Annotated in this window: 41 protein-coding genes and 1 pseudogene; 4 read left to right on the top strand and 38 right to left on the bottom strand. The window is 71.4% G+C overall.

Features of this window, described 5'->3' with window-relative positions; all coding sequences use genetic code 11:
* Position 1 precedes the first annotated feature (1 nt).
* From AC5L3C_RS04140 to AC5L3C_RS04085, 12 genes and pseudogenes are all read right to left on the bottom strand, one after another.
* Positions 2 to 148: pseudogene (locus AC5L3C_RS04140) on the bottom strand (HNH endonuclease); the annotation flags it as partial.
* A 136-nt stretch (positions 149 to 284) separates the two neighbouring features.
* Positions 285 to 824, bottom strand: a complete 540-nt coding sequence (locus tag AC5L3C_RS04135; RefSeq protein WP_493647009.1) for a helix-turn-helix domain-containing protein — start codon at positions 822 to 824, stop codon at positions 285 to 287.
* A gap of 62 nt (positions 825 to 886) precedes the next feature.
* Positions 887 to 1,291 (bottom strand): hypothetical protein, encoded by a 405-nt coding sequence (locus tag AC5L3C_RS04130; protein WP_493647008.1) that lies wholly within the window; start codon positions 1,289 to 1,291, stop codon positions 887 to 889.
* A gap of 124 nt (positions 1,292 to 1,415) precedes the next feature.
* The gene (locus tag AC5L3C_RS04125) at positions 1,416 to 1,613 is read right to left on the bottom strand and encodes a hypothetical protein (protein ID WP_493647006.1); all 198 of its coding nucleotides are present in this window, start codon (positions 1,611 to 1,613) and stop codon (positions 1,416 to 1,418) included.
* A gap of 183 nt (positions 1,614 to 1,796) precedes the next feature.
* Positions 1,797 to 3,563 (bottom strand): FtsK/SpoIIIE domain-containing protein, encoded by a 1,767-nt coding sequence (locus AC5L3C_RS04120; RefSeq protein ID WP_493647004.1) that lies wholly within the window; start codon positions 3,561 to 3,563, stop codon positions 1,797 to 1,799.
* A 59-nt stretch (positions 3,564 to 3,622) separates the two neighbouring features.
* Positions 3,623 to 4,567: a hypothetical protein gene (locus tag AC5L3C_RS04115; protein ID WP_493647003.1), complete on the bottom strand. Its 945-nt coding sequence runs from the start codon at positions 4,565 to 4,567 to the stop codon at positions 3,623 to 3,625.
* Between the two features lie 16 nt (positions 4,568 to 4,583).
* Positions 4,584 to 4,829 carry a hypothetical protein gene (locus AC5L3C_RS04110; RefSeq protein WP_493647001.1) on the bottom strand — a complete coding sequence of 82 codons (246 nt, stop codon included), beginning with the start codon at positions 4,827 to 4,829 and terminating at the stop codon, positions 4,584 to 4,586.
* 87 nt (positions 4,830 to 4,916) lie between these two features.
* A complete protein-coding gene (locus AC5L3C_RS04105; protein WP_493647000.1) occupies positions 4,917 to 5,249 on the bottom strand; it encodes a hypothetical protein in 333 nt (110 codons plus the stop codon).
* A 111-nt stretch (positions 5,250 to 5,360) separates the two neighbouring features.
* Entirely contained in the window at positions 5,361 to 5,534 is a 174-nt protein-coding gene (locus AC5L3C_RS04100; protein ID WP_493646999.1) for a hypothetical protein, read from the bottom strand.
* 2 nt (positions 5,535 to 5,536) lie between these two features.
* Positions 5,537 to 5,674 (bottom strand): hypothetical protein, encoded by a 138-nt coding sequence (locus AC5L3C_RS04095; protein ID WP_493646997.1) that lies wholly within the window; start codon positions 5,672 to 5,674, stop codon positions 5,537 to 5,539.
* A gap of 17 nt (positions 5,675 to 5,691) precedes the next feature.
* Positions 5,692 to 5,859, bottom strand: coding sequence for a hypothetical protein (locus tag AC5L3C_RS04090; protein ID WP_493646996.1), 168 nt, complete (start codon positions 5,857 to 5,859; stop codon positions 5,692 to 5,694).
* Positions 5,856 to 6,053, bottom strand: a complete 198-nt coding sequence (locus tag AC5L3C_RS04085) for a hypothetical protein (protein ID WP_493646994.1) — start codon at positions 6,051 to 6,053, stop codon at positions 5,856 to 5,858. The genes AC5L3C_RS04090 and AC5L3C_RS04085 overlap by 4 nt, the downstream gene beginning before the upstream one ends.
* Positions 6,054 to 6,195: 142 nt before the next feature.
* Between AC5L3C_RS04085 and AC5L3C_RS04080 the strand changes: the two genes are divergently transcribed.
* The 3 genes from AC5L3C_RS04080 (at position 6,196) to AC5L3C_RS04070 (ending at position 7,319) form a co-directional block, all read left to right on the top strand.
* Positions 6,196 to 6,600, top strand: a complete 405-nt coding sequence (locus AC5L3C_RS04080; RefSeq protein ID WP_493646993.1) for a helix-turn-helix transcriptional regulator — start codon at positions 6,196 to 6,198, stop codon at positions 6,598 to 6,600.
* Positions 6,593 to 6,994 (top strand): DUF6221 family protein, encoded by a 402-nt coding sequence (locus AC5L3C_RS04075; RefSeq protein WP_493646991.1) that lies wholly within the window; start codon positions 6,593 to 6,595, stop codon positions 6,992 to 6,994. Before AC5L3C_RS04080 ends, AC5L3C_RS04075 begins: the two co-directional genes overlap by 8 nt.
* Positions 6,995 to 7,106: 112 nt before the next feature.
* A complete protein-coding gene (locus AC5L3C_RS04070; RefSeq protein ID WP_493646989.1) occupies positions 7,107 to 7,319 on the top strand; it encodes a hypothetical protein in 213 nt (70 codons plus the stop codon).
* Between the two features lie 175 nt (positions 7,320 to 7,494).
* Here AC5L3C_RS04070 and AC5L3C_RS04065 read toward each other — a convergent pair whose 3' ends face one another.
* The 15 genes from AC5L3C_RS04065 to AC5L3C_RS03995 all read right to left on the bottom strand — a co-directional run bounded on the left by AC5L3C_RS04065 (position 7,495) and on the right by AC5L3C_RS03995 (position 16,083).
* Positions 7,495 to 7,674 (bottom strand): hypothetical protein, encoded by a 180-nt coding sequence (locus AC5L3C_RS04065; RefSeq protein ID WP_493646988.1) that lies wholly within the window; start codon positions 7,672 to 7,674, stop codon positions 7,495 to 7,497.
* The gene (locus AC5L3C_RS04060; protein ID WP_493646987.1) at positions 7,671 to 8,363 is read right to left on the bottom strand and encodes a hypothetical protein; all 693 of its coding nucleotides are present in this window, start codon (positions 8,361 to 8,363) and stop codon (positions 7,671 to 7,673) included. Before AC5L3C_RS04060 ends, AC5L3C_RS04065 begins: the two co-directional genes overlap by 4 nt.
* 94 nt (positions 8,364 to 8,457) lie before the next feature.
* A complete protein-coding gene (locus AC5L3C_RS04055) occupies positions 8,458 to 8,736 on the bottom strand; it encodes a hypothetical protein (RefSeq protein ID WP_493646985.1) in 279 nt (92 codons plus the stop codon).
* Positions 8,737 to 8,738: 2 nt separating this feature from the next.
* Positions 8,739 to 9,374 (bottom strand): hypothetical protein, encoded by a 636-nt coding sequence (locus tag AC5L3C_RS04050; RefSeq protein WP_493646983.1) that lies wholly within the window; start codon positions 9,372 to 9,374, stop codon positions 8,739 to 8,741.
* Positions 9,371 to 9,709: a hypothetical protein gene (locus AC5L3C_RS04045; protein WP_493646982.1), complete on the bottom strand. Its 339-nt coding sequence runs from the start codon at positions 9,707 to 9,709 to the stop codon at positions 9,371 to 9,373. The genes AC5L3C_RS04050 and AC5L3C_RS04045 overlap by 4 nt, the downstream gene beginning before the upstream one ends.
* A 417-nt stretch (positions 9,710 to 10,126) precedes the next feature.
* Complete coding sequence (locus AC5L3C_RS04040) at positions 10,127 to 11,602, bottom strand: hypothetical protein (protein WP_493646980.1); 1,476 nt, start codon at positions 11,600 to 11,602, stop codon at positions 10,127 to 10,129.
* A gap of 53 nt (positions 11,603 to 11,655) precedes the next feature.
* Entirely contained in the window at positions 11,656 to 11,835 is a 180-nt protein-coding gene (locus AC5L3C_RS04035; RefSeq protein ID WP_493646979.1) for a hypothetical protein, read from the bottom strand.
* Positions 11,836 to 11,913: 78 nt separating this feature from the next.
* Positions 11,914 to 12,675 (bottom strand): DNA-methyltransferase, encoded by a 762-nt coding sequence (locus AC5L3C_RS04030; RefSeq protein ID WP_493646977.1) that lies wholly within the window; start codon positions 12,673 to 12,675, stop codon positions 11,914 to 11,916.
* Between the two features lie 75 nt (positions 12,676 to 12,750).
* The gene (locus AC5L3C_RS04025) at positions 12,751 to 13,104 is read right to left on the bottom strand and encodes a hypothetical protein (protein WP_493646975.1); all 354 of its coding nucleotides are present in this window, start codon (positions 13,102 to 13,104) and stop codon (positions 12,751 to 12,753) included.
* Entirely contained in the window at positions 13,101 to 13,349 is a 249-nt protein-coding gene (locus AC5L3C_RS04020; protein WP_493646973.1) for a hypothetical protein, read from the bottom strand. The genes AC5L3C_RS04025 and AC5L3C_RS04020 overlap by 4 nt, the downstream gene beginning before the upstream one ends.
* Entirely contained in the window at positions 13,346 to 13,558 is a 213-nt protein-coding gene (locus AC5L3C_RS04015; RefSeq protein WP_493646971.1) for a hypothetical protein, read from the bottom strand. Before AC5L3C_RS04015 ends, AC5L3C_RS04020 begins: the two co-directional genes overlap by 4 nt.
* Before the next feature lie 242 nt (positions 13,559 to 13,800).
* A complete protein-coding gene (locus AC5L3C_RS04010) occupies positions 13,801 to 14,118 on the bottom strand; it encodes a hypothetical protein (RefSeq protein ID WP_493646969.1) in 318 nt (105 codons plus the stop codon).
* Positions 14,115 to 14,273, bottom strand: coding sequence for a zinc finger domain-containing protein (locus AC5L3C_RS04005; RefSeq protein ID WP_493646968.1), 159 nt, complete (start codon positions 14,271 to 14,273; stop codon positions 14,115 to 14,117). The genes AC5L3C_RS04010 and AC5L3C_RS04005 overlap by 4 nt, the downstream gene beginning before the upstream one ends.
* Complete coding sequence (locus AC5L3C_RS04000) at positions 14,270 to 14,911, bottom strand: zinc finger domain-containing protein (protein ID WP_493646966.1); 642 nt, start codon at positions 14,909 to 14,911, stop codon at positions 14,270 to 14,272. Before AC5L3C_RS04000 ends, AC5L3C_RS04005 begins: the two co-directional genes overlap by 4 nt.
* Positions 14,908 to 16,083, bottom strand: a complete 1,176-nt coding sequence (locus tag AC5L3C_RS03995) for an HNH endonuclease (RefSeq protein ID WP_493646964.1) — start codon at positions 16,081 to 16,083, stop codon at positions 14,908 to 14,910. Before AC5L3C_RS03995 ends, AC5L3C_RS04000 begins: the two co-directional genes overlap by 4 nt.
* 166 nt (positions 16,084 to 16,249) lie before the next feature.
* Here AC5L3C_RS03995 and AC5L3C_RS03990 point away from each other — a divergent pair, with 166 nt between their 5' ends.
* Positions 16,250 to 16,462: a hypothetical protein gene (locus AC5L3C_RS03990; protein ID WP_493646963.1), complete on the top strand. Its 213-nt coding sequence runs from the start codon at positions 16,250 to 16,252 to the stop codon at positions 16,460 to 16,462.
* A gap of 138 nt (positions 16,463 to 16,600) precedes the next feature.
* On the opposite strand, the gene AC5L3C_RS03985 is transcribed toward AC5L3C_RS03990, so the two are convergent.
* The 11 genes from AC5L3C_RS03985 to AC5L3C_RS03935 form a co-directional block, all read right to left on the bottom strand.
* The gene (locus AC5L3C_RS03985; protein WP_493646961.1) at positions 16,601 to 17,014 is read right to left on the bottom strand and encodes a hypothetical protein; all 414 of its coding nucleotides are present in this window, start codon (positions 17,012 to 17,014) and stop codon (positions 16,601 to 16,603) included.
* 72 nt (positions 17,015 to 17,086) lie between these two features.
* A complete protein-coding gene (locus tag AC5L3C_RS03980) occupies positions 17,087 to 17,272 on the bottom strand; it encodes a helix-turn-helix domain-containing protein (protein ID WP_473898729.1) in 186 nt (61 codons plus the stop codon).
* Positions 17,272 to 17,478 carry a helix-turn-helix domain-containing protein gene (locus AC5L3C_RS03975; protein ID WP_493646959.1) on the bottom strand — a complete coding sequence of 69 codons (207 nt, stop codon included), beginning with the start codon at positions 17,476 to 17,478 and terminating at the stop codon, positions 17,272 to 17,274. The genes AC5L3C_RS03980 and AC5L3C_RS03975 overlap by 1 nt, the downstream gene beginning before the upstream one ends.
* Positions 17,475 to 17,681 (bottom strand): hypothetical protein, encoded by a 207-nt coding sequence (locus AC5L3C_RS03970; protein WP_493646957.1) that lies wholly within the window; start codon positions 17,679 to 17,681, stop codon positions 17,475 to 17,477. Before AC5L3C_RS03970 ends, AC5L3C_RS03975 begins: the two co-directional genes overlap by 4 nt.
* The gene (locus AC5L3C_RS03965; protein ID WP_493646955.1) at positions 17,678 to 18,493 is read right to left on the bottom strand and encodes a hypothetical protein; all 816 of its coding nucleotides are present in this window, start codon (positions 18,491 to 18,493) and stop codon (positions 17,678 to 17,680) included. The genes AC5L3C_RS03970 and AC5L3C_RS03965 overlap by 4 nt, the downstream gene beginning before the upstream one ends.
* The gene (locus tag AC5L3C_RS03960; protein WP_493646954.1) at positions 18,490 to 19,089 is read right to left on the bottom strand and encodes a hypothetical protein; all 600 of its coding nucleotides are present in this window, start codon (positions 19,087 to 19,089) and stop codon (positions 18,490 to 18,492) included. The genes AC5L3C_RS03965 and AC5L3C_RS03960 overlap by 4 nt, the downstream gene beginning before the upstream one ends.
* Entirely contained in the window at positions 19,086 to 19,271 is a 186-nt protein-coding gene (locus AC5L3C_RS03955) for a hypothetical protein (RefSeq protein WP_493646952.1), read from the bottom strand. Before AC5L3C_RS03955 ends, AC5L3C_RS03960 begins: the two co-directional genes overlap by 4 nt.
* On the bottom strand, positions 19,264 to 19,515 hold the full coding sequence (locus AC5L3C_RS03950; RefSeq protein WP_493646950.1) for a hypothetical protein: 252 nt from the start codon (positions 19,513 to 19,515) through the stop codon (positions 19,264 to 19,266). Before AC5L3C_RS03950 ends, AC5L3C_RS03955 begins: the two co-directional genes overlap by 8 nt.
* On the bottom strand, positions 19,512 to 19,937 hold the full coding sequence (locus AC5L3C_RS03945) for a hypothetical protein (protein ID WP_493646948.1): 426 nt from the start codon (positions 19,935 to 19,937) through the stop codon (positions 19,512 to 19,514). The genes AC5L3C_RS03950 and AC5L3C_RS03945 overlap by 4 nt, the downstream gene beginning before the upstream one ends.
* On the bottom strand, positions 19,937 to 20,695 hold the full coding sequence (locus AC5L3C_RS03940) for an exonuclease domain-containing protein (RefSeq protein ID WP_493646947.1): 759 nt from the start codon (positions 20,693 to 20,695) through the stop codon (positions 19,937 to 19,939). The genes AC5L3C_RS03945 and AC5L3C_RS03940 overlap by 1 nt, the downstream gene beginning before the upstream one ends.
* Positions 20,692 to 21,369, bottom strand: coding sequence for a hypothetical protein (locus AC5L3C_RS03935; RefSeq protein WP_493646945.1), 678 nt, complete (start codon positions 21,367 to 21,369; stop codon positions 20,692 to 20,694). The genes AC5L3C_RS03940 and AC5L3C_RS03935 overlap by 4 nt, the downstream gene beginning before the upstream one ends.
* Between the last annotated feature and the right edge of the window lie 16 nt (positions 21,370 to 21,385).

Raw genomic sequence — 21,385 nt, 5'->3', positions numbered from 1 at the left:
GTCACCTCCCGGGGAGCAGCACCTCCAGCAGCGATCGGTCGCGCTTGATCGAGTTGCAGGACTGGCAGATGGGCGCCAGGTTCGTCCACCGGTCGGAGCCACCACGGACGACCGGGTGGATGTGGTCGACGGCCTCGCTCTCGCCTCCGCAGAAGACACACGGGTCGGCGGCGCTCGCATCCGGGCTCCGAGCATGTAGCCTCGGTCACGTCAACCTCTCATCCAGGTTGGCCACGCCCCGGGGGTGTTCCCGCACCCGCCGGGGTCCGTCTTTGGTTGTGCGATCAGTCTACCGAACTGCCCTGCTCAGCAGGGGAGTCGGCGAGCTTCTGCAGGCCCTCGGCGAGGGAGCCGAGCATCGACCGCGCGGCGTCCACGCCGGGGTCGCCGTCGATCGCTTCGAGCTTGGCGGCCTGCGCGAGGTACTGGCCAGCCGCGGTGGCCAAGGAGCGCTCTTCGGGGCCGGGCACGTGGTCGAGAGTCTTGGTCTCGATGCCGTTGACGCTGGTGGCGGTGAACTTGTAGCCGCTGGTCTCGTCGGCTTCAAGCCGGTCGAAGATCTTCTCCGCGCGGGTGTAGGCGCGTTGGATGAGCGCGGCACGGCGGGCCTTGGCGTCGATGACGCGGGCCTCGGTCGCGACGGCGGTCATGGTGCGGTCGAACGTCACCGGCGGGTCGAGTTCGGCGGCTATGACGCTGATGGTGCGAGAGGACCGGCCCAGTTCCCGGGCGATGGCGTTCCGGCCGAGGCCTTGCGCGGCGAGTCGGCGTACGGCCTTGCGGTCCTCGTCGGTGACCGGGCGCGGGTTCGGCTTGGCGGCCACGGGTCACCTCCGGGCATGGGAAAGGCCCGACCGCACGGGGCGGCCGGGCCAGACTGCGAGTGTCAGCGCTGATTTAGCTCAAGGTCGTCGAGCGTCCACGTGTCATCGTCCTTGGTGGACACGGTGCACACGTAGTCGGCACGGACCAGCCCGCCGAACGAGTTCTCGCTGTCGACCACGCCAGTGACCTCATACTTCCACGGCTTGGCGTCGCTGAGGACGACGGTTTTGGCGTAGTCGGCATCGAACGGGTCGGGGAATTCGGCGCTGCCCGGCGACTTTAGGCGCTTCTTGACGAACTCCTCGCACATGACGGCAGCGCTCTCGCTGAGCGGCTTGTTGTCGCTGCCGTCGTTGCTGTCGCCGTCGCTGGTGGCGATGGCGATGATGAAGACTCCGACGATGATAGCTACGAGGCTGAGGCAGCCGAGTCCGGCGATGTTCCCTGCTTTGGGCTTCTTGCTCATGTTCCCCCCTGGAACTGTGGTGCTGAGGGGGCATCATGTCGCAGTTGGGGTGATCGTTTCCGGGCATGCCAGATCTGCGACCCATGGTGCGGTACGACGGGTCATACGTCAAGCAAGGTTGAGGTCAGGCGGTGTCCGCGGTATCGGCACCGGCCTCGTGCTCCTCGACCACCCGCCGCACATCGCGGTTCGCCACGACCTTGGCGAAGCCGCACGAACAATTCACGGGCGTGATACCAGTCAGCTCCCTGACCACCCACCCGTTCTCATCCACCGACTCCGTGAAGTCGGGGTCCCAGGTCATCTTGTGCTCTGTAGCCATGGCAGCATCCTCTCGCGTGTGGGCCCCGCCAGGACGGGACATCTGGCAGCTCTCTCCGACGGCCCGACACGGTCCCCCAGAGGGTCTCCCGGGCACAGGAAACCCCCTCCCCTGGCGGACCTTCCAGCACCGCTCAGGGAAGGGGGTAGGAGACCCCACACAAACCGGCTCCGACCTCGGCGTTTACCGCTCCACCGGGACGGAGACCGCCTGCGCGTCCCACGCCTCCTCAGGCACCATCCGCCACGTCCCCGCGTCCGTGCGCTCCACCTCCGGCTTCAGCCCGTCCAGCGCCTTCAACACCTGCCGCTCCTCCAGCCCGGTCGCCTGCTCCAGCTCCCGCCGCGTCGCATTGCCGTACTTCGCCAACGCAGCCCGCACCTTCTCCTGATTCGACGACCCACCCACCGGCAGAACCAGCCGCTTCCCCACCGGCGCACGCACCGTCGTCGCCCCAATCCGCGCCACCTCAGCACGGAACTCATCGCCCGTCAGCCACATCCCCTTGTACGGCGCGGCGACCTGGTGGACCGGCGACTGCAGCAGGAACTTCCCCGGCTGGTCCAGCTTCCCGGGCTCCCAACCAGGGGTGTTACCGAAGATGAACCGGCGGTGGTCCGCGTCGTTCATGCGGGTGGACAGCCGGTTCGCGTAGTTCCCGCGGGCGTCCGTGGTGCCGCCGAACACCTTCCTGCTCGGCTGCTGGGTGGCGGACAGGAAGTGCATGCCGGCGAACCGCATCAGCGCGAGAAGGGACTCCTGCTTCTTGGAGGCCGGCTGCTTCTTCCACGGGCCGTCGTCGCCCTGCCGGACCAGCTCGGCGAGTTCGTCCTCGATGACCCAGATCGCGGGCCGGCCGTGCTTGGCGGGGTCCCACTCCTGATCGCCCGCGGCAGCGAGGATCTCGCCGCGCTCGCCGAGTTCCTCCTTGAGCCAGTCGAGGAGGGCGTGCGCCTGCTCCGGGGTGGTCGCGACGTCCTGAAGGATCGGCGCCATCGGGGTCAGCTCCGGCGCGCCCGGCTTGAGGTCCATGCCGTACAGCACGGTGTCCGGGCGGTCCGCGAGCTGGACCGCGATGGACCGGACCAGGGTGGACTTGCCGAACTTGGACGATCCGGCGACCAAGGTGTGGTTGTAGGCCAGGTCGAGCCAGACCGGGTTCAGGAACCGGTCCACGCCCAACAGGACCGGGTCGGTGAACCGGGCGCCCTGGGTTCGCGTGTAGGGGACCACCGCGGCGAGCGGGTCACCGTCGATGAACCGGGCGATGATCTGGTTCGTGAGCGCCCCGTCTTCCAGCATGAACTCCCCGGCCACGCCCATGCCCGACGCCACCCGATCCCAGGCGGACTTGAGGCGGGACCGGTCCAGATTCACAGGCAGATCAAGAACCGCGGTCCAGCCGGTCTTGGTCCGTTCCACGGTGCAGCCCGGGAGTTCGGCCTGGAACAGTTCGTGGACCACGGTCCGCAGGCGGGTCTCTTCCACGGTCCGCCCGGTCAGGTCCGGCCCGGCCTGAACCGGTTCAGGCGCGGTCCGCTGCGCGAGGGCGTGCGCAGCCATCTCCTGCCGGATCATGGCAGTCCGCAGCTTCACCGACTCATGGTCGAGCTTGATCGCGTCATGCCGGGTGTGGTGCTTGTACACCAGCCGGGCAGCGACCGCGGCAGCCGACGAGACGAGCCACGCGTAGGCGGTGGGCCCTATCCCGGCGACGGTGGTGACGCCGGCCTGAGTGAACAGGCCAGCGGCGGCGAGGCTGGACCAGGCCAGGGCGGGGCTCCACTTCTTAGCGAAGCTGACGAAGGCGAGCTTGCCCGCGGCGACGGCGGCGGTGAACTCGACGGCGGCCGCGCTGGTGCCGTACTGCCATTCGGCGATGAGGGCGGCGCCGGTGACGATGCTGGGCACGGCGAGGCTGGTGGCGAGATCGGCGGTGGTGATCTTCACTGGCGGGCTCCGGCAGAACGAGGGCCGCCCCCCGGGGACGGGGGCGGCCGCGGGGGTGGCTAGTTGTACTGGTGGAGCTTCGACTCGGCGTCCTTCAGCCGCCGGTACGCGGTCGACTCCGACACGCCGAGGATCAAGGCGGCGCCGCGCTTGGTGATGTGCTCGCCCCTGCGGAGCCGGGACAGCAGCTGGTCGACCTGGTCCTCGGGCTGCATGGGCCGGTCCACGGCACGCCCGGCGGCGTGGACCGGGGCGGGCGCGGGCGCGGGTTCGGCGTGGTTCACCGGCTGGTCGGCGGTCTGGACCGGCTGCGGTTCAGGCCGGTCCACGGGCCGGTTCTCGGGCTCGACCACCGGCGGTGCGGGCGGACGGCGGGCCTCGAGGGCGAGCCGCACAGCGACCGTGCGTTCCTGCGACAGGAGCCGGTCCCGCTCTCCGAGGGCGAGCGCCATCTCGGTGCCGGCCTGCTGCTGCAGCGCGGACAGGTACGCCTCGTACTTGGGGTCGAGTTTGATGCGGATGGTGTGCATGCCGATCGCCCAGACGCCCTTGGCGGCGGCGGAGACGAGCGCGCCGACGATGCCGACGATCCAGCCCCACGGGCCGGTGAGGTGTCCGTGCATGATGATCGCCGCCATGGACACGACGAGCATGGCGACGCCGGCGGTGCGCGGGAGTTCGGCGCGTTTGTGGTCGTGGCGCAGGAGCCATTCGGCGATGAGGCAGGCGGCCCATCCGGCGTCGAACACTCCGGCGACGAGGTAGGCGGCCCAGGCGGGGGCGAGCATGGCGAGCATGCCGCCGATGGCGACGGTGCCCCAGATGATCGCGCCGATCGTCATGAGGATGGCGGTGGTGAACAGGATTTTGCGGAGGAGGCTGTCGAGGTGGAACGGCAGCCGCGGCGGGGGCGGGCTGGTGTCGGGGATGGTGTAGGTGACGGGGGTGCCGTTGACGGTGTCGGTGATGGTCTGGGTGCGGGGGCGGCGGAAGCGGCTGGGCATCGCGGGTTTCTCCGGGTCAGGTGCGGGCGGTGGTGCGGGGGCGGTGGGTGCGGATCTGGTGGGCGAGGTAGATACCGCCGGCGGTGAGGAGGGCGGCTTCGGGCTGGGCGGCGGCGGCGTGGGTGATACCGGTGACGATGCCGAGGAGGAGCGCGGTGGCCAGCTGGGCGAGCTGGGCGGTGGCCTCGGGGTGCATGAGAGCGAGGACGGCCAGGGCGGCGGCGAGGAGGCTGCGGAGGAGGTGGTCGGGGCGGCGTCGCATGGCGGCCCTTTCACTCGGGTCGGGTGGGTGGTGGCTGGCCGGATGTCCAGGGCGCACGCGTTGTGGTCGTGCGCCGAGGGCTACCGGTCAGGCGGTGGGCTTGGGCATGGCCCGGCAGGTGGCGGCGTGCTCGTTGGCCTCGGTGCGGGACTTCTCCGGCATGTACTCGTCGAAGTGGTTGTCGCCGAAGCCGTACCGGCCGCCACCTCCGATGGCGTTGCAGCCGAGGCACCGCCAGTTGAAGCCGTTGGAGACGCGGGTCTGCCCGTTGCCGAGCAGGTAGCCGGGGTTCCCGTACTGGTAGTTGACGGTGCGGGTCTGTCGGCGGAGCTCGACGGTGGCGCCGCCCTGGGTGAGGAACCGCATCACGACGTTGTCGTCGGTCTGCGGAGGGGACGTCTCGGTGGTGGTGCTGGTCATGGGGGTGTCCTTTCGGCGGGTGAGGAAGGCGAGCATCGGGCCGGGGCTCCTTGCGGGGGTGAGCCGCGCCCCGGCCGGGGGATGGTGACCGGGGCGCGGCGGCTGGTGGGTTCAGCGGGGGGCGTTGGCGCGGAGGATCGCCTCCGCCTCCGCCCGGTCGACCGGGTTGAGCCTGTTGAGGTTGTCCTCCGCGGCCTTGCGGGCCTGCTCCGGGTCCAGGGCGCCGGCGCGGGCTGCGGCGGCGAGTGACTGCACCTGGTGCGCGGCGATCTGCCCGAAGCCCACGTCTAGTTCTCCTTCTGGCCGTAGGCGGCGTTGAGTTCGGCGACCGCGTCGGTGCACTGGCCGGTGGTGATGCGGTCGTAGACCTGCTGGCCGGCGGCGACGGCTTCGGGGGTGGTGAGGTCGGTGTGCTGTTCGGGCACGGTGGTTCTCCTCGGGGTCAGCGGGCGGCGTTGATGCGGGCGAACGCGGCCTGGTCGCGTGCGGCACCGGCGGCGATGGTCTGTTCGGTGGGGGTGCGCAGCTCGGTGCGGCACTGCTCGACGGTGTCCGGCGTGGACAAGATCCGGTTCGCCCGCGGGGCGAGGGAGTCCTGCTCGGTGCTCACCGCTGTCCCCTGGCGGCGCGGATGTCAGCCCAGGTGGCGCCGAGGTTGTGGGCGGTCTGCACGGTGGCCCGCAGGCGGTGGAGCGTGTTGGTGTCGGGGGCCTGCTGGTGGGCGTTGCAGGCGTCGGCGGCGGCCTGGATGGCGCGGGCGCGGGGGCTGGGCTGGGGCGGCTGCTGGCCGTTACGATCGGTCACGGTCATCTCTCCTGTTCACGGCAGGTTGGGTGACTGGCCCCGACCGGCAGGGTGAGAGCTCCGGTCGGGGCCGACTTGTTGTTGCCGTTCCAGAGTGCAGGACCCCTTTACAAACGTCAAGGGGTTCGGGGAGGATGCTGCCGTGCCCAAGAACCCTGAGCGCGAGGGGAGCCCGCGATTGATGAGCCTTAACGACATCGCGGTGGAGCACGGGGTCAGCCGCGTGTCGATCCACACGTACCGACGCCGCGGGACCTTTCCTCAGCCTGTACCGGTGCCGGGCACGACGGCGCTTCGATGGCGAGAGGACGAGGTGGCCGCGTTCTTCGCGGCGAACCCCAAACAGCCAGGTAAGCGGACCGACCTCGCGACCTCGAGACAGCGACCCAAGGAGACCGGTATGAGGACGTTCGTGCTGACGATGCGGATCGAGGCCGACGCCGATGCGGCACCGGACCAGATCCGGCAAGAGATCTACGACGCGTGTTCGGACGTGTCGTTCAGCTTTGACGTCACGAGCGTGGAGCCGGAGGCGCAGGATGGGTGACCTGGTGGAGTGGTTGCGCGCGCAGCTCGACGAGGACGAGCGGACCGCGCGGGCCGTGCGGGCGCCCCACGACTGGCACCAGGGCCCCGGCGATGATCCGGACTGGACGAACTCGGAGATGGTCCTCATGTGGCCGCCCGAACACCACACTCCATACGAGCAGGACAAGCACTGGCGCGGCCTGACCGTGGAGGGGCCCGAGCTGGCTGCGCACATCGCGGAGTGGGATCCGGCGCGGGTGCTGCGCGAGATCGACGCCAAGCGGCGGCTGATCGGGCGTATCAACACCCACGCCACCATCATGGGATGGGACGAGGTCCACGGGGACCTGTTGCGCAGCCTCGCCCTGCCCTACGCGGACCGGCCCGGCTACCGTGAGGAGTGGCGGCCGTAGCCGACCGCAGACCAGAGGGCTCCCTGCTGACCTAGGAACAGCAGGGGGCCCTCTTCGCGTGTCCGGCCCATCCCCGCGTGCGCCCACCCGCCCGCGCCCGCACGCTGGCCGTATGGCTGTTCCCCCTGTCGTGATCTACCCGCCCGACGACGACGGAGGCCGGCGTGTCCGCATCGACGGCGCGATCGTCGGCCGGGCGTTCTCCGTCCTCGACGTGGCGAGGTATCTCCAGGAGGCCGGTCTGCAGGAGGCCGACGAGATGGACGTGGTGCGGTCGCTGCTGATCGAGTGGCGGGGTGGCGGGCCGGACGTCTGGACGCCGTGACCGTCTGGGGCGTAGCGTCGGTGGCTACTTGGGAGAGCGAAGCCCGCCGCACCCTGTGGGGTACGGCGGGCTTCGTGCTGTTCAGGCCGTGAGTGCCACCCACAGGACGACAGCGAGTGCGGCCACGATCAGGCACCGGCCGAGGAGCCGCCGCCACTCCGGGCTCATGCGGCGATCACCCCGCCCTCCCGTCGGGTCCGTCCGCTTCGTTGAGGCGCGCATCGTCCATGACGATCCTGCTCGGGCTCGTCATGCCCCGCCGCATGCGCCGCATCTCCCGAGCGACCTCGGGGTGCTCGCGTAGCAACTCCTCTCGCCAGATCTCTACGAATGCCCTGGCCTCGTCGTCGTTCACGCGGCCACCATCCCGTTCTCGGTCCAGATGCGTCCGCAGCCGGTGCAGTGCGCGAGCGGCTGCCTGCCCTCGCCGCCGTGGACGTCGATCCGGCCGCCGCAGTCGTGCCGCTGCTCCAGCGTGCGGCGCTGCGCGGCGATGTCCAACGCCCGCTCCACCCGCTCCGCGGAGGCTCGGGCCACGGCGGCGACGGTCTCCCGGTGCCGATCGGTCAGCGGCGCGAACGGCCCACCAGGCTGGGTGAGACGGGCGTACAGCCACAGGGCGGCATGCGGTGCCGTCCGCCGCCCCGTCCACTTCCAGCGGCGCGGATCGTTGGCGTCCTGGTCGGCGAGCTCGTTCCGGCGGGCGCGGTCGGCGGCCGGCCAGTCGCGGGGCGCGCGGCTCATGGGGGTGCGCTGAATGTGGGCGGCGAGTTGGTCGGCGCAGTCGACGAGCGCGGCCTCGACCTCGGTCATGGTGTCGAGGATCGTCGTGCGGAGCGGGGCCGGCCGCTCCCCGGGGGCGTCGGGGGCGGAGTCGGCTCGCTCGGCTGCGCGGGCGAGGGCGCGGTCGGCGATGTCGGTGAGTGCGGCGAGGTGTCCGCGGAGGCCGATGCCGAAGCCGTGGTGGATGGCGGGCTGGCCGAGGGCGTCCTGAAGGTCCGGCCAGTGGCGGATCACGACGGTGAGGTGGGTGGTGGTGGTCATCGTGGCTCCTGTGGTGCTTGGGGCGGTACGGTGATCAGCACCTGGGGGCGTGCCTGGTCTGGGGAGACTGTGAGGCGCGCCCCTGCGTCGTTCTTCAGCGGTTCGAGGCGAGGTCCGTGAGCGGCGGATCGATTCGCGCGAGCGGGCAGGGGCCGCCGGAGCAGGGCTCGTCTCGGGCTTGGATGCACAGCTTCAGAGAGCGGCTTCCGGAGACGAACGACAGGCCGTCGTCGAACTCGGCGTGGGGGTCGCGGGTGACGATCCAGTCGGGGCCGACGGCTTCGATGCGGACGCAGTCGTAGTGGTCGCGGCCGAATGCTCCGTAGGCGAAGCCGTGGATGACGTCGCCGACGGCGAGTGGTTTCGCGGGCATGGTCACTGCTCCTTGGGCTGGTCGGCGGGCTGGATGGCGTCGTGGAGTTCGGCGAGTCGCTTGTCCCACCAGCGGGCGAGGCTGGTGCCGAGCGGGGGCGGGCCGGCCGCTACCCACTGCTCGTGGAGGTCGATGACTCGGGTGACGGTGTCGTTGGCGGTCTGGTGGAGGGCGGAGATGACGCGGACGGTGGTCTCCAGCTCGGTCGCTTCGGTCGCTGCTGGGGCGGGCTCGGTCAGGGCGGCGAGGATGGTGAGTGCGCAGTCGTGCTGCCCGATCTGCCAGTCGTTGCGGCCGGCGGCGGTGGCGTCGCGGATGGCGGTGGCGACCTTGCGGACGCGGGCGATGGCGGCCAGGAGCTCGTCGACACGGTCGATGGCGGCCTGGTGGCGGCGGGCGTTCTCGTCGAACAGGGCGCGGGGCACAGTCGCTTCGGTCGCTGCCGTGCCGGGTCCGGCGATGGCGGCGCGGATGCGGGCGGCCGTGTCGGTCCGGTTGGCGGTCCAGGGCGCGCCGGCGTGGATGAGGGCGGCGACGTGCTGGACGCGGGTGAGGGCGGCCTCGGCCTGTTCGGCGCGTTCGTAGAGGTGGTCGAGTTGGTCGCTGGTGAGGTGGTCGAGGGGGATGCGCTGGTTCATGCTGCGTGGTCCTCCGGGCGGTCGGTGTGGCGGGTGGTGAGGTCGGTGCACAGGTGGTCGTGGGCTGCGCCGTAGGAGGCGCGGCCGAGGCGGCAGCACGGGTTGAGCGGGGGCGGGTTGTGGCCGAGGGCTTGGCGTCTGGCCCAGTCGTGCTCGAGGAGGGTGCGCTTGTGGGTGGCGTATTCGCGGGTGGCGATCCAGGTGAAGAGGGCGGCGGTGTAGATGAGGGCGGCGGCGGGGAGCCAGTGGCCGGTGTGGGCGAGGTAGGCGGCTGCGGTGGTGAAGAGGATGGCGGTGAGGGTGGCGGCGTGGCCGTAGCGGAGGGCGGGTGTCATCGGCGGTCCTTCCGGTAGTGGTTGTGGAGGGCGCGCCCTGCCCAGCGGAGGCTGAGCAGGGCGGCGCTGATGAACGGGGCGAGCACGATGCCGATGCCGAGGGCGCGGCCCATCAGGCGGCCTCGTCGTAGTCGGGTGGCTGACTGTGGGACCACGAAGGCCGTGAGCGGCCCTCTGCGGGCCTGGGAGGGGTTCCGGTGTCCGCAGAGCCGCCGGAGGGGGTGTTCGTCGCTCCAGCGGGCGTACAGCAGTCCTCTGGGTGCCTCCTGGCCCGGACGCCCCGCCGCAGGGTCTTCACAACCCACGCGGCGGCCGCAGCCGCCCCGAGGAGGACCACCGTGCCGACAGCGGCCGCGACGACGATCCACACGAGGAGCGCCACGCCGAGAGTGATCGCGGTGTCTATGGCCTCACCGATCACGGCCGGCCCCCGTCCTGCCGCGCCCCGGCGGCGGGCCCGGGATCGGCTTCCACGACGGTGGACGTCTCGTCCCAGCGGACGATGCGGAGCTGGGCCTCCGGGAAGCGGCGGCGGAAGGACTCGCGGCGCTCGCGGGCTTCGTCGAGGGTCTTCCGCTTGAAGGTGACGCCGACCCAGGTGTCGCCCTCCCAGACCTCCAGGGAGAAGTCGGTGACGGTCGGCCAGGGCGCCTCGGTGGTTGCCGTCTCGTCGGCCTGTCGCGCCCCGGCGGCGGGCTGGTGGCAGACGCACGGGCAGTCGGTCTCGCCTTCTTCGCAGCACCACACCGTGCCGCCGGAGACGGACGTCCGGCAGGGGCGGGTCTCGGTGCTCCCGGGCGCGGGCTGGTCGGTTGCCGTCTCGTCCTGCCGCGCCCCGGCGGCGTAGTCGCACGGGCCGTCGCAGGCGTGGCACCAGGGGTCTCCTGCGACCAGCGGGGAGTGCTTGGCTCGGTGGTCGGCGCGGCCGTCGTGGTCGCGCTTGGGGTGGGTGCAGTGGGCGCAGCGCTCCGGCTCGTCGGTTGTGGTCTGGTCCTGCCGCGCACCGGCGCTGTCGAGTTGGGCGAGGTAGGCGGCCTGCTGCTGGGGGGTGAGTGCGTTCCATGCGGCGCGGTGGCGGTCGCGGGGGGCAGGGGGCGGGGTCTCTTCCTCGTTGACGGTGTGGTCGGGCAGGCGGAGTCCGGGTCCGTCGGTGGCCGCCCGCCGCAGCAGCTCCCGCAGCGTCTCGGCGACGTGGTGCGGGCCGACGGGGCGCTCTGCGGGCCACCCGTCCGGGCCCTGCTCCTGGCGCCGCATCCGGGAGAAGGAGTTGCCGAGTTCGGTGTAGCGCTCCGTCAGTACCGCTTCGAGGGCCTCGGGCACGGCGTTGATCTCCAGCGCGTCAGCGCATCCACAGTCGGTGCGGAGGCAGACGTCTTCGTGGTGGAGGCCGATGGGGTGCCCACAGACGCAGCGCGCGGGCTGCGTCTCGGTTGCCGTCTCGTCGGCCATGCGGCGCAGCTCGGCGCCCACGTCGGTTCCAGTGCGGAACGTGCCGTCGGCCACCGGGTAGACGGCCACGGTGTCGGACCAGTGGTAGCCGCGCTCGTCGATGTGGTCGCCGTGGTGCTGCGCGGCGCGGATGCAGAGTCGGTCGTCGTCGAACCGGCGGTGCTGCGCGCTGCACTCAGCGGCGGGAGCGTCGGCGGTCTGGTCGGCGGGCGGCTCCACGGCAGCAGGCGCAGCGGCGGGCGTGGCGGTTTCCTTGCGCGAGCGGTCGAGGCGCTGCTCGGCAAGACGGCGCAGCCATGACTCGACTGCCGGGCGGACTTCGAGCGGGATCGAGCCGACGGCGATGCCGACGTGCATCTCTTCGGCGGCGGTCCGCAGGGCTTCGATGGCGCCTTCCGCCTTGGCGCGGCGCTCGGCGGTCTCGGCGGTGGTCTGGTGGGTCATCGGGTCTCCGGGTGGTGGGGCCGCCCCGGTGCGCGGGGCGGCCGACAGAACGGTCAAGAACAGGCAGCGGCGTTGATCTGCCGGGCCACCACCAGCACGTGCTCGTGGACGGCAGGAAGGCCTCCGGCGTCGAGCCGGCGGGCGTGCTCGGCCAGCCAGGCCGCGTATGGCTGTGCCCCGGCGGCGCGCAGCGTTTCGGCGGCGGTGCGGAGTTCGTCGGCGGGTGTGGTCACGGTTGGCTCCAGGGGGTGTGGGTAGGGTGCGGGCCAGGCCTGGGCGCGACAGCAACGCGCCCAGGCCGCCATGCGTGGTCACGGGATGGGCAGCGTCAGCGCCGACAGACGGCGGGCAGCCGCCTCGCAGTACTCCTCGCGGGCCTCGATCCCGACCGCGCGCCGGCCGCACTGGCGGGCCGCGTCGAGGGTGCTGCCAGAGCCGGTGAAGGGGTCGACGACGAGGCCGCCGGGCGGGCAGGCGTATTCGATGAGTGGCTGCAAGATTCCAGTGGGCTTCTGGGTCGGGTGGATCGCTCGCCCGTGCATGGAACGGATCTTGATCACCGAACGCAGCAGGCGAGTCCCGTCACCGACCCACATCTGAGAAGCGATCTTCCCCAGGTGGTCTTGCGTCGAGGCCCTTGTCTTGAAGCCTCTCTTACCGCCGCCCTGGCGGCCAGCCTCCTCCACTGGCACGTCGTGATGCACGCTGCGCCAGTCGCCGCGGTACCAGTGGAGGGCATGCTCGTGGACGCGCTTGAAGCGGTCGGCGGCGAAGCCGGTGCCGTTCTGCTTCTCCCAGACGACGTCCTGGGAGAGCTTCCAGTCGGAGGCGGTGAACTCGTGGCCGCGGTCGAGGAACATGCGCATCGACCCGAAGCACCACATGCTGCTGGCGGCGGTGGCGGCCAACGTCGGCCAGCCGTCAGGCCAGCGGTCCCAGGCGAGGCTGGTCTCCGCGTAGGGCGCGTCAGTGACGATGCAGTCGGCTTGCAGCCCGAGCGCGGGCAGCACCTCGCGCATGTCGCCGTGGTACAGGACCAGGCCGGTCTCTTCGTCTTCCCAGTACGGGGTCATGTCGGGTTCCCTTTCGGTGGTGTGGGACGGTGGGGTCAGGCCCGGGGCGATAGCCGCGCCCCGGGCTACGGGATGTCACCGGGCGGGCGTCAAAGCGCCGGCGGCCGCAGCGGCCTGCCACATCCGCGCCCTCTGCGCGTCCCGCTCCTGCCTGATGCGGTCCTGCTCGCCACCGTCAATCCGCGTCCATGTCGTCGTGTGGCGCCCGTGCTTGACCGCCGTGGAGATGCCGGTGATGACGCCGGTCTCCGGGTCCTGCACGACCACCTGATACTCCGGGGCTTCGCCGTCGGCCGTGTACACCGTGGCCGTCATGCGCTGGCGGGCCTGGCGGCCCTGGACGATCACCGGTCGGCTGGTGTGGCCGTTCTCGTGTTCGGTGGTCTCGGAGTAGGTGGCGTAGTCGTCGATCTGGATGTCGTCGCTCATGTGGGTTTTCCTTCGGTCGGGTCGGTCAGGTGCTGGTGGGCGGCGCGCCACGCGTCCACCGCGGCTTGGGGTGGGCGGCCTTGGGGCTGGCAGGGGATGCCGTGTTGTCGGGCCCAGGCGCGGACGGCGGTGAAGCTGATCGACCGCTCGAGCCGGGGGAGGGTGAGGCGGTTGTCGCGGGCGGCGTCGGGGCCGCCCTGGTCGTCGATGTCGGCGAGGAGCCGGCGCAGCGCGGTGATGGTCACGGCCGGACGGGGTCGACGTGGGTCAGGCAGATACCGCCGGCTTCGCCCTCCACCGAGACGACCGCCGCACCGTGCCCGAGCGTCCAGGCCGGGGTGCGGGTCGTCGTCTTCAGCGGGTCGTCGTCGCGGCTGAGGGGGTAGGCGGTCACGGGCGTGCCGATGGGGTAGCGGGCGTTCCACTCGTCGGCGGTGAGGGGCTGGTTGGTCATGGTCATGTCCTGTCTGGTGCGCGCGGGGATGGCGGAACCGGGTAGGCGGCCGGTCAGGCGGCGGTGGTGTCTGGCTGGTTGGGCTGGATGAGGTGGAGGTGTCGGCGTGCGTTTGGCTTCGGCGTGTTCGCTGGTGTCGCGCCAGCCTTTGGTGCGGCGGCGTTGGATGCGGCGGGGTGTGGTGGTCATGGTGGGCCTTTCGGCTGGTTGTTACTGGGGGGTCAGGTCACGCGCGTTAGTGATCACGCGGGGGTGGCAGGGACTTGGGCGATCCGGGCGGGGGTGCCGGAGCCGGGGCACGGGTGGCCGTGGGGGCCGTGTCGTCGGATGAGGCCTTGGGCGGTGACGAGGTGCTGGACGGTGCAGTGGGGGCATGCCGTGCGGGTGCGGAGGCGGGGTGGGGTGCGGGGGATGTGGAGTCCCCATCCGCTGCTGGTGAGGTATTGGGCGGCGCGTTCGGCGGCGCCTCGGGGGGTTTGTTGGGTGGGGGGTGTGGTGAGGCGGTAGTCGTCGAGGGCGGCGGCGATGAGGGCGATGGCGGCGTCGGGGATGGTGGTCATGGGGTGGTCTCCTTCGGCCGGGTGGTCCAGGCGTCTCGTCGGGCGTCGTGGCTGGGGATGGCGATGCGGCGTCCGGTGGGGGTGGTGCAGCGGGTGCCGGGTGGGGCGTGGCACCAGGGGCAGCGGATCGCCCACTCCGGGTGGTCCCGGTTCACGCGGTGCGCGTCTCGTCGTGACGGCCGGCGAACTGGGCCGCGGCGGCGCGGCGGCGCTGTTCTTCGGCGTCCGGGTCGTAGCGGCGGCCGAGCGCGGCGGCCTCCCTCGCTTCGTGGGGGGCGCGTTCACGGCCGGTCTGTCCAATCCGGCAGGGCCGCCCGACCGCAGCACCGCACGCGGGGCATTCGCGGCCGAGGGGACCGGGGCGGCGGACTTTCGCGATGGCCTCGTCGTGCTCGGGGGGCTTGGGCATGGCTTCGGCGAGGCTGGCCACGAGCGCGGCGACGGGGCGGCGTGGGAGTTCGTGGGTGATGACCGGGGGGCGCTGGCCGTTGCCGGTTGCGGCGAGCTGCTGGCGGTACCGGGTGAGGTAGTCGGGGTCGGTGCCGCCGGCGGGCGGTTCGTAAACGAAGTCGTGGGTGCGGGTGCTGCGGATCTTGGCGATCTCGTGGGCGATCTCGGCGGGGGCGACGAAGGGCTGTCGGCGGGCCACGGAGGCGGCGGCCTGGCGGGCGTCGGCGAGTTGGTAGTCGCCGAGGATGTCGTGCCAGGCGTCGGGGGTGTACTCGTCGAACTTCTGCTGGGGGCAGAGGGCTCGGACGTAGCGGGCGAGGATCACGGTCTCGTCGGGGGTCATGAGGTCTCCTGCATGCGGGCTTTGGCGCGGGCCATGGCGCGGTCGAAGAGGTCGTCGGTGGCCTGCTGCTGGCGGGCGGCGAAGGGGATGACGTCGGCGCTGGGGGCCTTGCGCAGTTCGGAGAAGACGAACTGGAGGGTTCCGGCGGTGACCGGCTTGCTGGTGTCGCCGAGTCGTTCGAGGGCGGACCACAGTTCGTCGGGGTTGGTGCCGTTGGTGAGGGTGTCGGCGATGACGGTGCGGACCTGCCTGCGGCTGTAGGCGTTGCCGGTGCGGAAGCGGTCGAGGAAGGCGTCCGTCATGCGGTCGGCGATGTGCCGTTCGCCCGTCTGCGAGGCGGCGGGAAAGCCGGACTGGTCAGCGGGGGGTAGGGGGGTTCCCTTCCCTTCCCTGTTCCCTTCCCTTCCTTTCCCTTCCGGCAGTGAATGGTTCAGTGAAGGAAAGTCACCCTGCGTGGATGCAGGCGGCTCCGAATACTGCGGAGCGTGGGCTTCGTTCACTGAATCGTTCAGTGAGTCGTTCATCGCGTCGTGGTGACCGTTCACGGAACGGCTCAGTGCGTCGCTCACGGAATGGTCGAGCCCGGCCAGGCTGCGCGGAGGGATGAAGTCGGCCCCGTCCGGGGTGTCGCGGCGGCTCTTGTTGCACGCCTGGTGTGCGGCCCGGAGGTTGGAAGGGTGGTCGGTGCCGCCTGCCGACTGGGGGCGGATGTGGTCGATCGAGAGGTTGTGGGAGTCGTTCACCACCGGTAGGCGGGGGATGGCGAGGCCGCACAGCTGGCACGTCCAGCCGTCGCGCCGGGCGTACATCTCGCGCACCTTGTAGTTGCCCAGCGAGGGAGGCGGCAGCTTGCTCTTCTGCGGGCGGTTGATCCGCTGGTGCTTGCGGAAGTTGACGACGACGGCCATCTGTTGCCGGGCTAGGCCGCCGATGTAGGGGAAGAGCAGGCCGGCGTCGGTCACCATCCCCATGAGTTCTTCGACGTGCTTGAGGGTGAGGTCGTCGTCGTACATGAAGGCGCTGGCCTTGATGTACGCGGGCGTCCAGCGGAGCAGTCCTTCGTCGTCGGCCATGTTGAAGGTCGAGATGAAGAGGAGGCGCGCATCGCGGGGCAGGAGCCCGACGACCTCGTCCTCCCAGAACTCCGGCTTGACCGTGCGGATGCGGGGCATTCAGGTTCCTTAGGTGTCGTGCTGGTTAGGGCATGGCGAAGGGAGCCCCTGTTCAGGGCGGCCTTCCGCTAGCCCTGAGATGAGAATACCGTTCGCATAGTCCGTTCGCGACTGCTGTGCGCGTTCGCGTAGCGCGACCGTGACAATCCGTGCCACGATGGGCGCCATGAAGGAGCTGGACGAGCTGGACGAGCGGATCGTGGCGGCCACGAAGCGGCGCACCCGTGCCGAGACCGCGTTCCTGAGCGCCGACGCTGAGCTGCGCGAGCTGCTGAGAGAGGGACGGGCGGCCGGCAAGGGGCCGTCGCACATGGCGAAGCTGACCGGGTTCACCCGCGAGTGGGTGGCGAAGATCGCCCCTGCTCCGAAGAAGTCCTGACACCGTTTCCTCCTCTCTCGTTCTGGCCCCGTTTCGGCGGGGCCTTCGTGCTGTCCGGGGGTCCCGGGGCCCGCGCTTGGGGGGAAGTTGCGCGGGCCCCGGGTGGCGGCCGTGGGGGCCGGCCGCCGCTTCAGGTGGTCAGTCGCCGAGTTCGGCGTCCGTCATCAGGCCATGCGGGATGCGGCCGGTCACGAGCACCTCGCGGAGGTCTGCGGCGGCCCTGCGGTAGGTCGCGGCGCGCTCGTGCTGCGCGAGCTGGGTGGGCGTCGGCTCGTCGACGAACAGCCCGTTGCCCAGCTCGGGGGCGGCCTTGCCCATGCGCTCCCAGCGCTCGGCGAGGGTGTTGAGGGCGGTCAGGATGGCGCTCTGGTCGGCCTGCCCGCCGTCCCACTGGTTCGCGACGTGGCGCAGGACGAAGGCGGCGCTGGCCTTGTCGAGGCCCTTCGCGGCGGCCTCGATGCTGACGCCGCCTCCGGTGCTGCCGGGGCGGATGATGACGAAGGCGAGGGCGTCGGTGCCGTCGATGGCGGTCATCGTGACGTTGTCGGTCATGGGGTGTGTTCTCCTTGGGGTTGGTGCCCCGCCGGTGTCCGCCCGGCGGGGCGCTGTCGTGTGGGCGGTGGGTCAGCGGTAGCGGTTGATCGTCGATCTGCTGACCCCGTAGGCCGCCGCGAGGTCCTGGATGCTCTCGCCGGCCTCGTAGCGGCGGCGGATCTCCTGCCGCTGCTCGTTCGTCAACTTGGGCTGCTGCCAACGACGGGGCTGTTCCGGTGACCGGTAGGCCCAGGCGCGCTGCTGGTCGGTCGGCATCAGACGGCCGCCTTCCAGAGGCGTCCACCGCGCTCCCGGAGCCGTACGCCGGCCTCCAGCAGCAGCGCCCGGGTGCAGCCGTAGGAGCGGCCGATCTGCGCGGCGACGGTGCGGATGGTGCAGCCCTGCCCGTACAGGTCGGCGGCACGGCGGGCGGTCTCGGCGCGGGTGGTGCCGCGGAGCTGCTTGCCCTTGGGGATGGTCATGGGGTGGGTCCGTTCTCGTGGTTGTCCGCGTCCTTGGGGGCGCGGTAGGTGTAGATCGGGCCGGGTCCCGGCGCCGGCGCGGGCAGCTTCTTGGCGGCCCAGGGCGAGTGCGCGTCGCACTTCCAGCCGGTGGTGTAGAACCGCACCTGGCCGTCGTGGTCGTCGCGCGGGGTGTCGCACGGCTCCGGGACCCGGCTGCTCACGCCGCGGCCCCCGCCGGGATGCCGTGCGCGGTACGGGCCCGAAGCACCGTCCGCGGGGACACCCGCAGCCGGCGGCCGATCTCGTGGTCGTCCAGGCCGAGCGCCGCCAGCTCGGCGACGTCGTCCGGGTGGACACTCCGGGGCGCCAGGGGCTCCCCGGGGTCCGGCACGCACGTCGGGTCGTCGATGTCTTCCCACGCCATCGGGCCGTGCCAGCCACGGGCGTGGGCGTTGTTGCGGGCCTGTTCCGCCTGCCGGGACTCGGGTGCCGGGGCGGTGGACAGCTGCCGGTAGACGCGCGCCACCTTGGTGGCCGACACCGACTTGACGCGCTCCCACCGGCCTTCAGCGGTCTGCTGGAGGCTGCTGACTCCGATGCCCGTGAGGCGGGCGACCTCGGGGATGGTGTGGCCAAGGACCATGAGGGCCTGGAGCCTGCGGCGGGTGCCGGTGGCGTCGACCAAGCCGCGCGGTACGGGCGCCATCTGGTCGAGCCGGACGTCGAGGATCGCGGCTGCGGTGCTGCGCCGGACCCGTTGCTCAGGGCGAGACATGATCAGGGACACGGTGGTCTGGTTGACGCCGGCTGCGGCGGCGATCTGCTCCTGTGTCCAGCCCTTGGCGGTGAGCTGTTCGATGTGGATGCGGACTTGGGTGCTGTCGATGAGGCGGCGGATGCCGTTGCTGTGGTCGTAGCCGAGGCGGAGCTTGTAGGAGCGTCCGGCGTGGCGGCAGGGTTCGCAGCGGCAGCCGTTGATGTAGCGGCTGTAGGTGCCGTGGTCGGCGGACCTGCTGGCGGTTCGTGCGGTCATCGGCGGGTCACCGCCTCGCGGTCCGGCCACTGCACGCCGGCCAGCGCCGCACGATGCCCGTCCGGGACCTCCGCGAGCGGCGTACCGAGCCACTCCATGCCCATCGCGCGGAGGATCAGCGCGTCCGCCTCGTTGTCGTTCGGGAGGATCGCCCCGTACCGTTTCCGGGCGGCTTCGAGGACGGCCGCCTTACGGGAGTTGCCCTTGCCGGTGGCGTACTTGGCGCGGGACATCGGCGGGACGACGGCGACGGGGATGTCCCGGTCGACGAGGGCGCCGACGATGCACCACCACAGGCCGGACAGGTCGTGGTGTCCTGCCTGGCCCATGGAGGCGTGGGAGGGGCCTTCGACGCAGGCGAGGTCGACGGTGCCGATCTCGGTGAGGGCGGTGTCGACGATGTGCTTTTGGCGGGCGCGGCGGTCGGGGATGCTGTCGGCGCGGCGGCCTTTGGTGCGGATGCAGGTGGTGCCGCCGAGGGTGGCAACCCCTGTGCCGGTGAGGGAGATGTCGAGGCCGGCGACTCGGTAGCGGGCCGGGGGCCCGGCCGCCTGGGTGGCGGCCGGGGCTCCGGTGAGGTCGAACAGCGTGCTCACTGCTCCTCCTCGAGGATCGGTGCGGTGGTGGCGGTCTGGTTGAGGCCGAGCGCGTCCAGCAGTTCGTGCAGGTCCTTCCGAGAGCGGGCGTGTGCGAGGACCACCCGCGACGCCGCGACCCGCTCAGCCCGGCTGTTCTGCCCGAGCTGCGTGTACGCGGCCAGCAGCGGCGCGTCAGCCATCCCCGCCCCCGGGGACGGTCAGGTGGCCCTCGGCGCAGTGGAACGCGCCGCCCGGGTGCACGACCGCGGCGGTCTCGACGCCGCACGCCGCGCACATGCGGAACTCCTGCACGGCCAGCGCGAACGGCGGCCGCGTCGGGCGGCGGTGCCGGCCGGTCGGTGCGGGCCAGTACCGGCCGAGGAGGGTGGCGCCGATGCCGAGGGTGGTGAGGGCGCCGGCGAGGGCGGTTTCGTAGCCGCTCACGTGGTGCTCTCCTTCGGCTTGGGCGGCTGGTAGCCGGGCTGCCAGATGCTGCTGTCCTTGATGGGGCCGCGGGCCGGGAGGCCGACGGCGTCGTCGAGGCGCCGCTGGAGGCGGTCGGCGCGGCGTGTCTCGGCGGCCAGTTGCTCGCGCACGGCGGCGAGCTGCTCCTCGAGGTCGGCCAGATACTCCGGGTCGGACTCGGCCAGCGTCGAGTTGCGGCGGCCGAGTTCCTCGATACGGCCGGTCAGGCGGCGGTTGGCGGTGTCGAGTTCCCGGTTCTGGCGGAGGATCTGGGAGCGGTTGTTCTCGGCGATGCCGGCCCGCTGTTCCGCGGCCTCGGCGCGGCGGCGGAGCCGGTCGGTTGCCTCGCGCCGGGCTGCCTGTTCCTCGCGCAGCCGCCGGGTGGTGGTCAGTCCGAACATCACGCCTCACCCCCGCCCCGCTGGGCAGGGATCAGCGGCCAGGAGCCGTCGATCACCTTGTTCGGATCCCCGCCTTGCTCCGGCGTGGCCTTCGTCCGGAACCACTCCTGCAGACCGGCTTGCTGTTCCGCCCGCCATGCCTTCTGCGCCGCGAACAGCTGAGCCGGGCGGTAGTCGTCAAGGAGGGGGTACCGTTTGAACTGCGCCTCGGCGAGCAGGAGCGCGGCGAGCGCGTCGGCCTCGGCGGTGTGCCAGTCGTCCAGCTGGACGCCGTACCGCTCGCAGGTGGGCTTCAGCTTCCGCTGCCCGGAGCCCTTCACGTACCGATCGCACTGCTTGTCGATGACGTGCGGGTCGATCAGCGGCAACGGCACAGGCGCGTACTCCGCGAGGCGCTCCTCCACGGTGGGCAGTCCGTGCCGGCGCAGGTCGTGGTGCAGGATCGTCCAGTCGAACGACTGGTTGAACGCGACGATCGGCATGCCCCACGCGGCTGCCTGGAACAGGTGGGTGGCGATCTCGTCGAGGGCGGTCTTCGGGTCCTGCCCATCGGCCTGGACCATGGCGTCGGTGACGCCGTGGACTTCGGAGGCCTCCGCCGGGATCGGGATCTTCGGGTCGATCAGCCACGAGAAGACACGGTCCGGTCGGTCACCGCCGCGGACGACGATCGCCGCGGTGACGATGCGGTCTTCGAGCGGGTTCGGCCCGGTGGTCTCCGTGTCCCAGCCGAGCCGGCGGGAGTTGAGGTACTTCACTCGGCACCCCCGGCGACCTCGCGGGCGGTGTCCCAGCCTTCCCAGTTGTCGACGCCGGCGGCTTCGAGAGCGGACAGCCACGCGTCCCGCTCCTTCAGCTCGGCCAGCTCTCGCCGCAGCTTTTCCAGCTCCCCGGTGTCCTGGCCGTCCTCGGCGGCCCCGGTGGTGATGGCTGGCGGTACCGCGGCGCCCAGGCGGCCCTCGCGCCACGCTTCAGCGATGGCGGCCTTACCGGCCTCCGGCACGGTCAGCCGCGTGTACGCGGCCCGGCCCTGCATCGTCACGCCGGGCACCTCGTGGATGACGCCGGTCTCCGGGTCCGCCCACTCGGCCGTGCCGGCGGCGGTGAGCGCGTCGAGGATCTTCTTCTGGAAGCCGGGCTGGACGGAGGTGACGAACTCGCGCTTGATCTCGCCCGCGTAGTGCTCGAGGACCCACGCGGTGAAGGCGTCGGGGTCGGTGACGGCGGCGGCCGCCTTGGGCTGTACCAGGCTGACGGTGCCGATGTCCTGGCCCTCTGCGAGGCTGACGGCGATCTTCTGCGTTCCGGTCTCGGCCTTTGCGTCCTTGAGGCCGGTCTCCAGCTCGCGCTTGGCGGTCTTCAGCTGGTCGCCGATGGCGGCGTGGAGGGTGGAGAGGACCGCGACGGTGCGAGCGGTGTCCTTCAGACTCATGTGCTACTCCTTGGGG

The organism is Streptomyces speibonae (genome assembly GCF_984686075.1).
Note: the sequence above shows the minus strand (reverse complement) of the source record. Positions and strands in the feature narration are given on the sequence as shown.

What these genes read in the sequence shown, in the direction of transcription:
- AC5L3C_RS04130 (WP_493647008.1), bottom strand. Translation starts at nt 1,291, where the DNA reads ATGAGCAAGAAGCCCAAAGCAGGGAACATCGCCGGACTCGGCTGCCTC.
- AC5L3C_RS04125 (WP_493647006.1), bottom strand. Translation starts at nt 1,613, where the DNA reads ATGGCTACAGAGCACAAGATGACCTGGGACCCCGACTTCACGGAGTCG.
- AC5L3C_RS04115 (WP_493647003.1), bottom strand. Translation starts at nt 4,567, where the DNA reads ATGCCCAGCCGCTTCCGCCGCCCCCGCACCCAGACCATCACCGACACC.
- AC5L3C_RS04110 (WP_493647001.1), bottom strand. Translation starts at nt 4,829, where the DNA reads ATGCGACGCCGCCCCGACCACCTCCTCCGCAGCCTCCTCGCCGCCGCC.
- AC5L3C_RS04105 (WP_493647000.1), bottom strand. Translation starts at nt 5,249, where the DNA reads ATGACCAGCACCACCACCGAGACGTCCCCTCCGCAGACCGACGACAAC.
- AC5L3C_RS04075 (WP_493646991.1), top strand. Translation starts at nt 6,593, where the DNA reads ATGGGTGACCTGGTGGAGTGGTTGCGCGCGCAGCTCGACGAGGACGAG.
- AC5L3C_RS04070 (WP_493646989.1), top strand. Translation starts at nt 7,107, where the DNA reads ATGGCTGTTCCCCCTGTCGTGATCTACCCGCCCGACGACGACGGAGGC.
- AC5L3C_RS04060 (WP_493646987.1), bottom strand. Translation starts at nt 8,363, where the DNA reads ATGACCACCACCACCCACCTCACCGTCGTGATCCGCCACTGGCCGGAC.
- AC5L3C_RS04055 (WP_493646985.1), bottom strand. Translation starts at nt 8,736, where the DNA reads ATGCCCGCGAAACCACTCGCCGTCGGCGACGTCATCCACGGCTTCGCC.
- AC5L3C_RS04050 (WP_493646983.1), bottom strand. Translation starts at nt 9,374, where the DNA reads ATGAACCAGCGCATCCCCCTCGACCACCTCACCAGCGACCAACTCGAC.
- AC5L3C_RS04045 (WP_493646982.1), bottom strand. Translation starts at nt 9,709, where the DNA reads ATGACACCCGCCCTCCGCTACGGCCACGCCGCCACCCTCACCGCCATC.
- AC5L3C_RS04040 (WP_493646980.1), bottom strand. Translation starts at nt 11,602, where the DNA reads ATGACCCACCAGACCACCGCCGAGACCGCCGAGCGCCGCGCCAAGGCG.
- AC5L3C_RS04030 (WP_493646977.1), bottom strand. Translation starts at nt 12,675, where the DNA reads ATGACCCCGTACTGGGAAGACGAAGAGACCGGCCTGGTCCTGTACCAC.
- AC5L3C_RS04025 (WP_493646975.1), bottom strand. Translation starts at nt 13,104, where the DNA reads ATGAGCGACGACATCCAGATCGACGACTACGCCACCTACTCCGAGACC.
- AC5L3C_RS04015 (WP_493646971.1), bottom strand. Translation starts at nt 13,558, where the DNA reads ATGACCAACCAGCCCCTCACCGCCGACGAGTGGAACGCCCGCTACCCC.
- AC5L3C_RS04010 (WP_493646969.1), bottom strand. Translation starts at nt 14,118, where the DNA reads ATGACCACCATCCCCGACGCCGCCATCGCCCTCATCGCCGCCGCCCTC.
- AC5L3C_RS04000 (WP_493646966.1), bottom strand. Translation starts at nt 14,911, where the DNA reads ATGACCCCCGACGAGACCGTGATCCTCGCCCGCTACGTCCGAGCCCTC.
- AC5L3C_RS03995 (WP_493646964.1), bottom strand. Translation starts at nt 16,083, where the DNA reads ATGCCCCGCATCCGCACGGTCAAGCCGGAGTTCTGGGAGGACGAGGTC.
- AC5L3C_RS03990 (WP_493646963.1), top strand. Translation starts at nt 16,250, where the DNA reads ATGAAGGAGCTGGACGAGCTGGACGAGCGGATCGTGGCGGCCACGAAG.
- AC5L3C_RS03985 (WP_493646961.1), bottom strand. Translation starts at nt 17,014, where the DNA reads ATGACCGACAACGTCACGATGACCGCCATCGACGGCACCGACGCCCTC.
- AC5L3C_RS03980 (WP_473898729.1), bottom strand. Translation starts at nt 17,272, where the DNA reads ATGCCGACCGACCAGCAGCGCGCCTGGGCCTACCGGTCACCGGAACAG.
- AC5L3C_RS03975 (WP_493646959.1), bottom strand. Translation starts at nt 17,478, where the DNA reads ATGACCATCCCCAAGGGCAAGCAGCTCCGCGGCACCACCCGCGCCGAG.
- AC5L3C_RS03965 (WP_493646955.1), bottom strand. Translation starts at nt 18,493, where the DNA reads ATGACCGCACGAACCGCCAGCAGGTCCGCCGACCACGGCACCTACAGC.
- AC5L3C_RS03955 (WP_493646952.1), bottom strand. Translation starts at nt 19,271, where the DNA reads ATGGCTGACGCGCCGCTGCTGGCCGCGTACACGCAGCTCGGGCAGAAC.
- AC5L3C_RS03945 (WP_493646948.1), bottom strand. Translation starts at nt 19,937, where the DNA reads ATGTTCGGACTGACCACCACCCGGCGGCTGCGCGAGGAACAGGCAGCC.
- AC5L3C_RS03935 (WP_493646945.1), bottom strand. Translation starts at nt 21,369, where the DNA reads ATGAGTCTGAAGGACACCGCTCGCACCGTCGCGGTCCTCTCCACCCTC.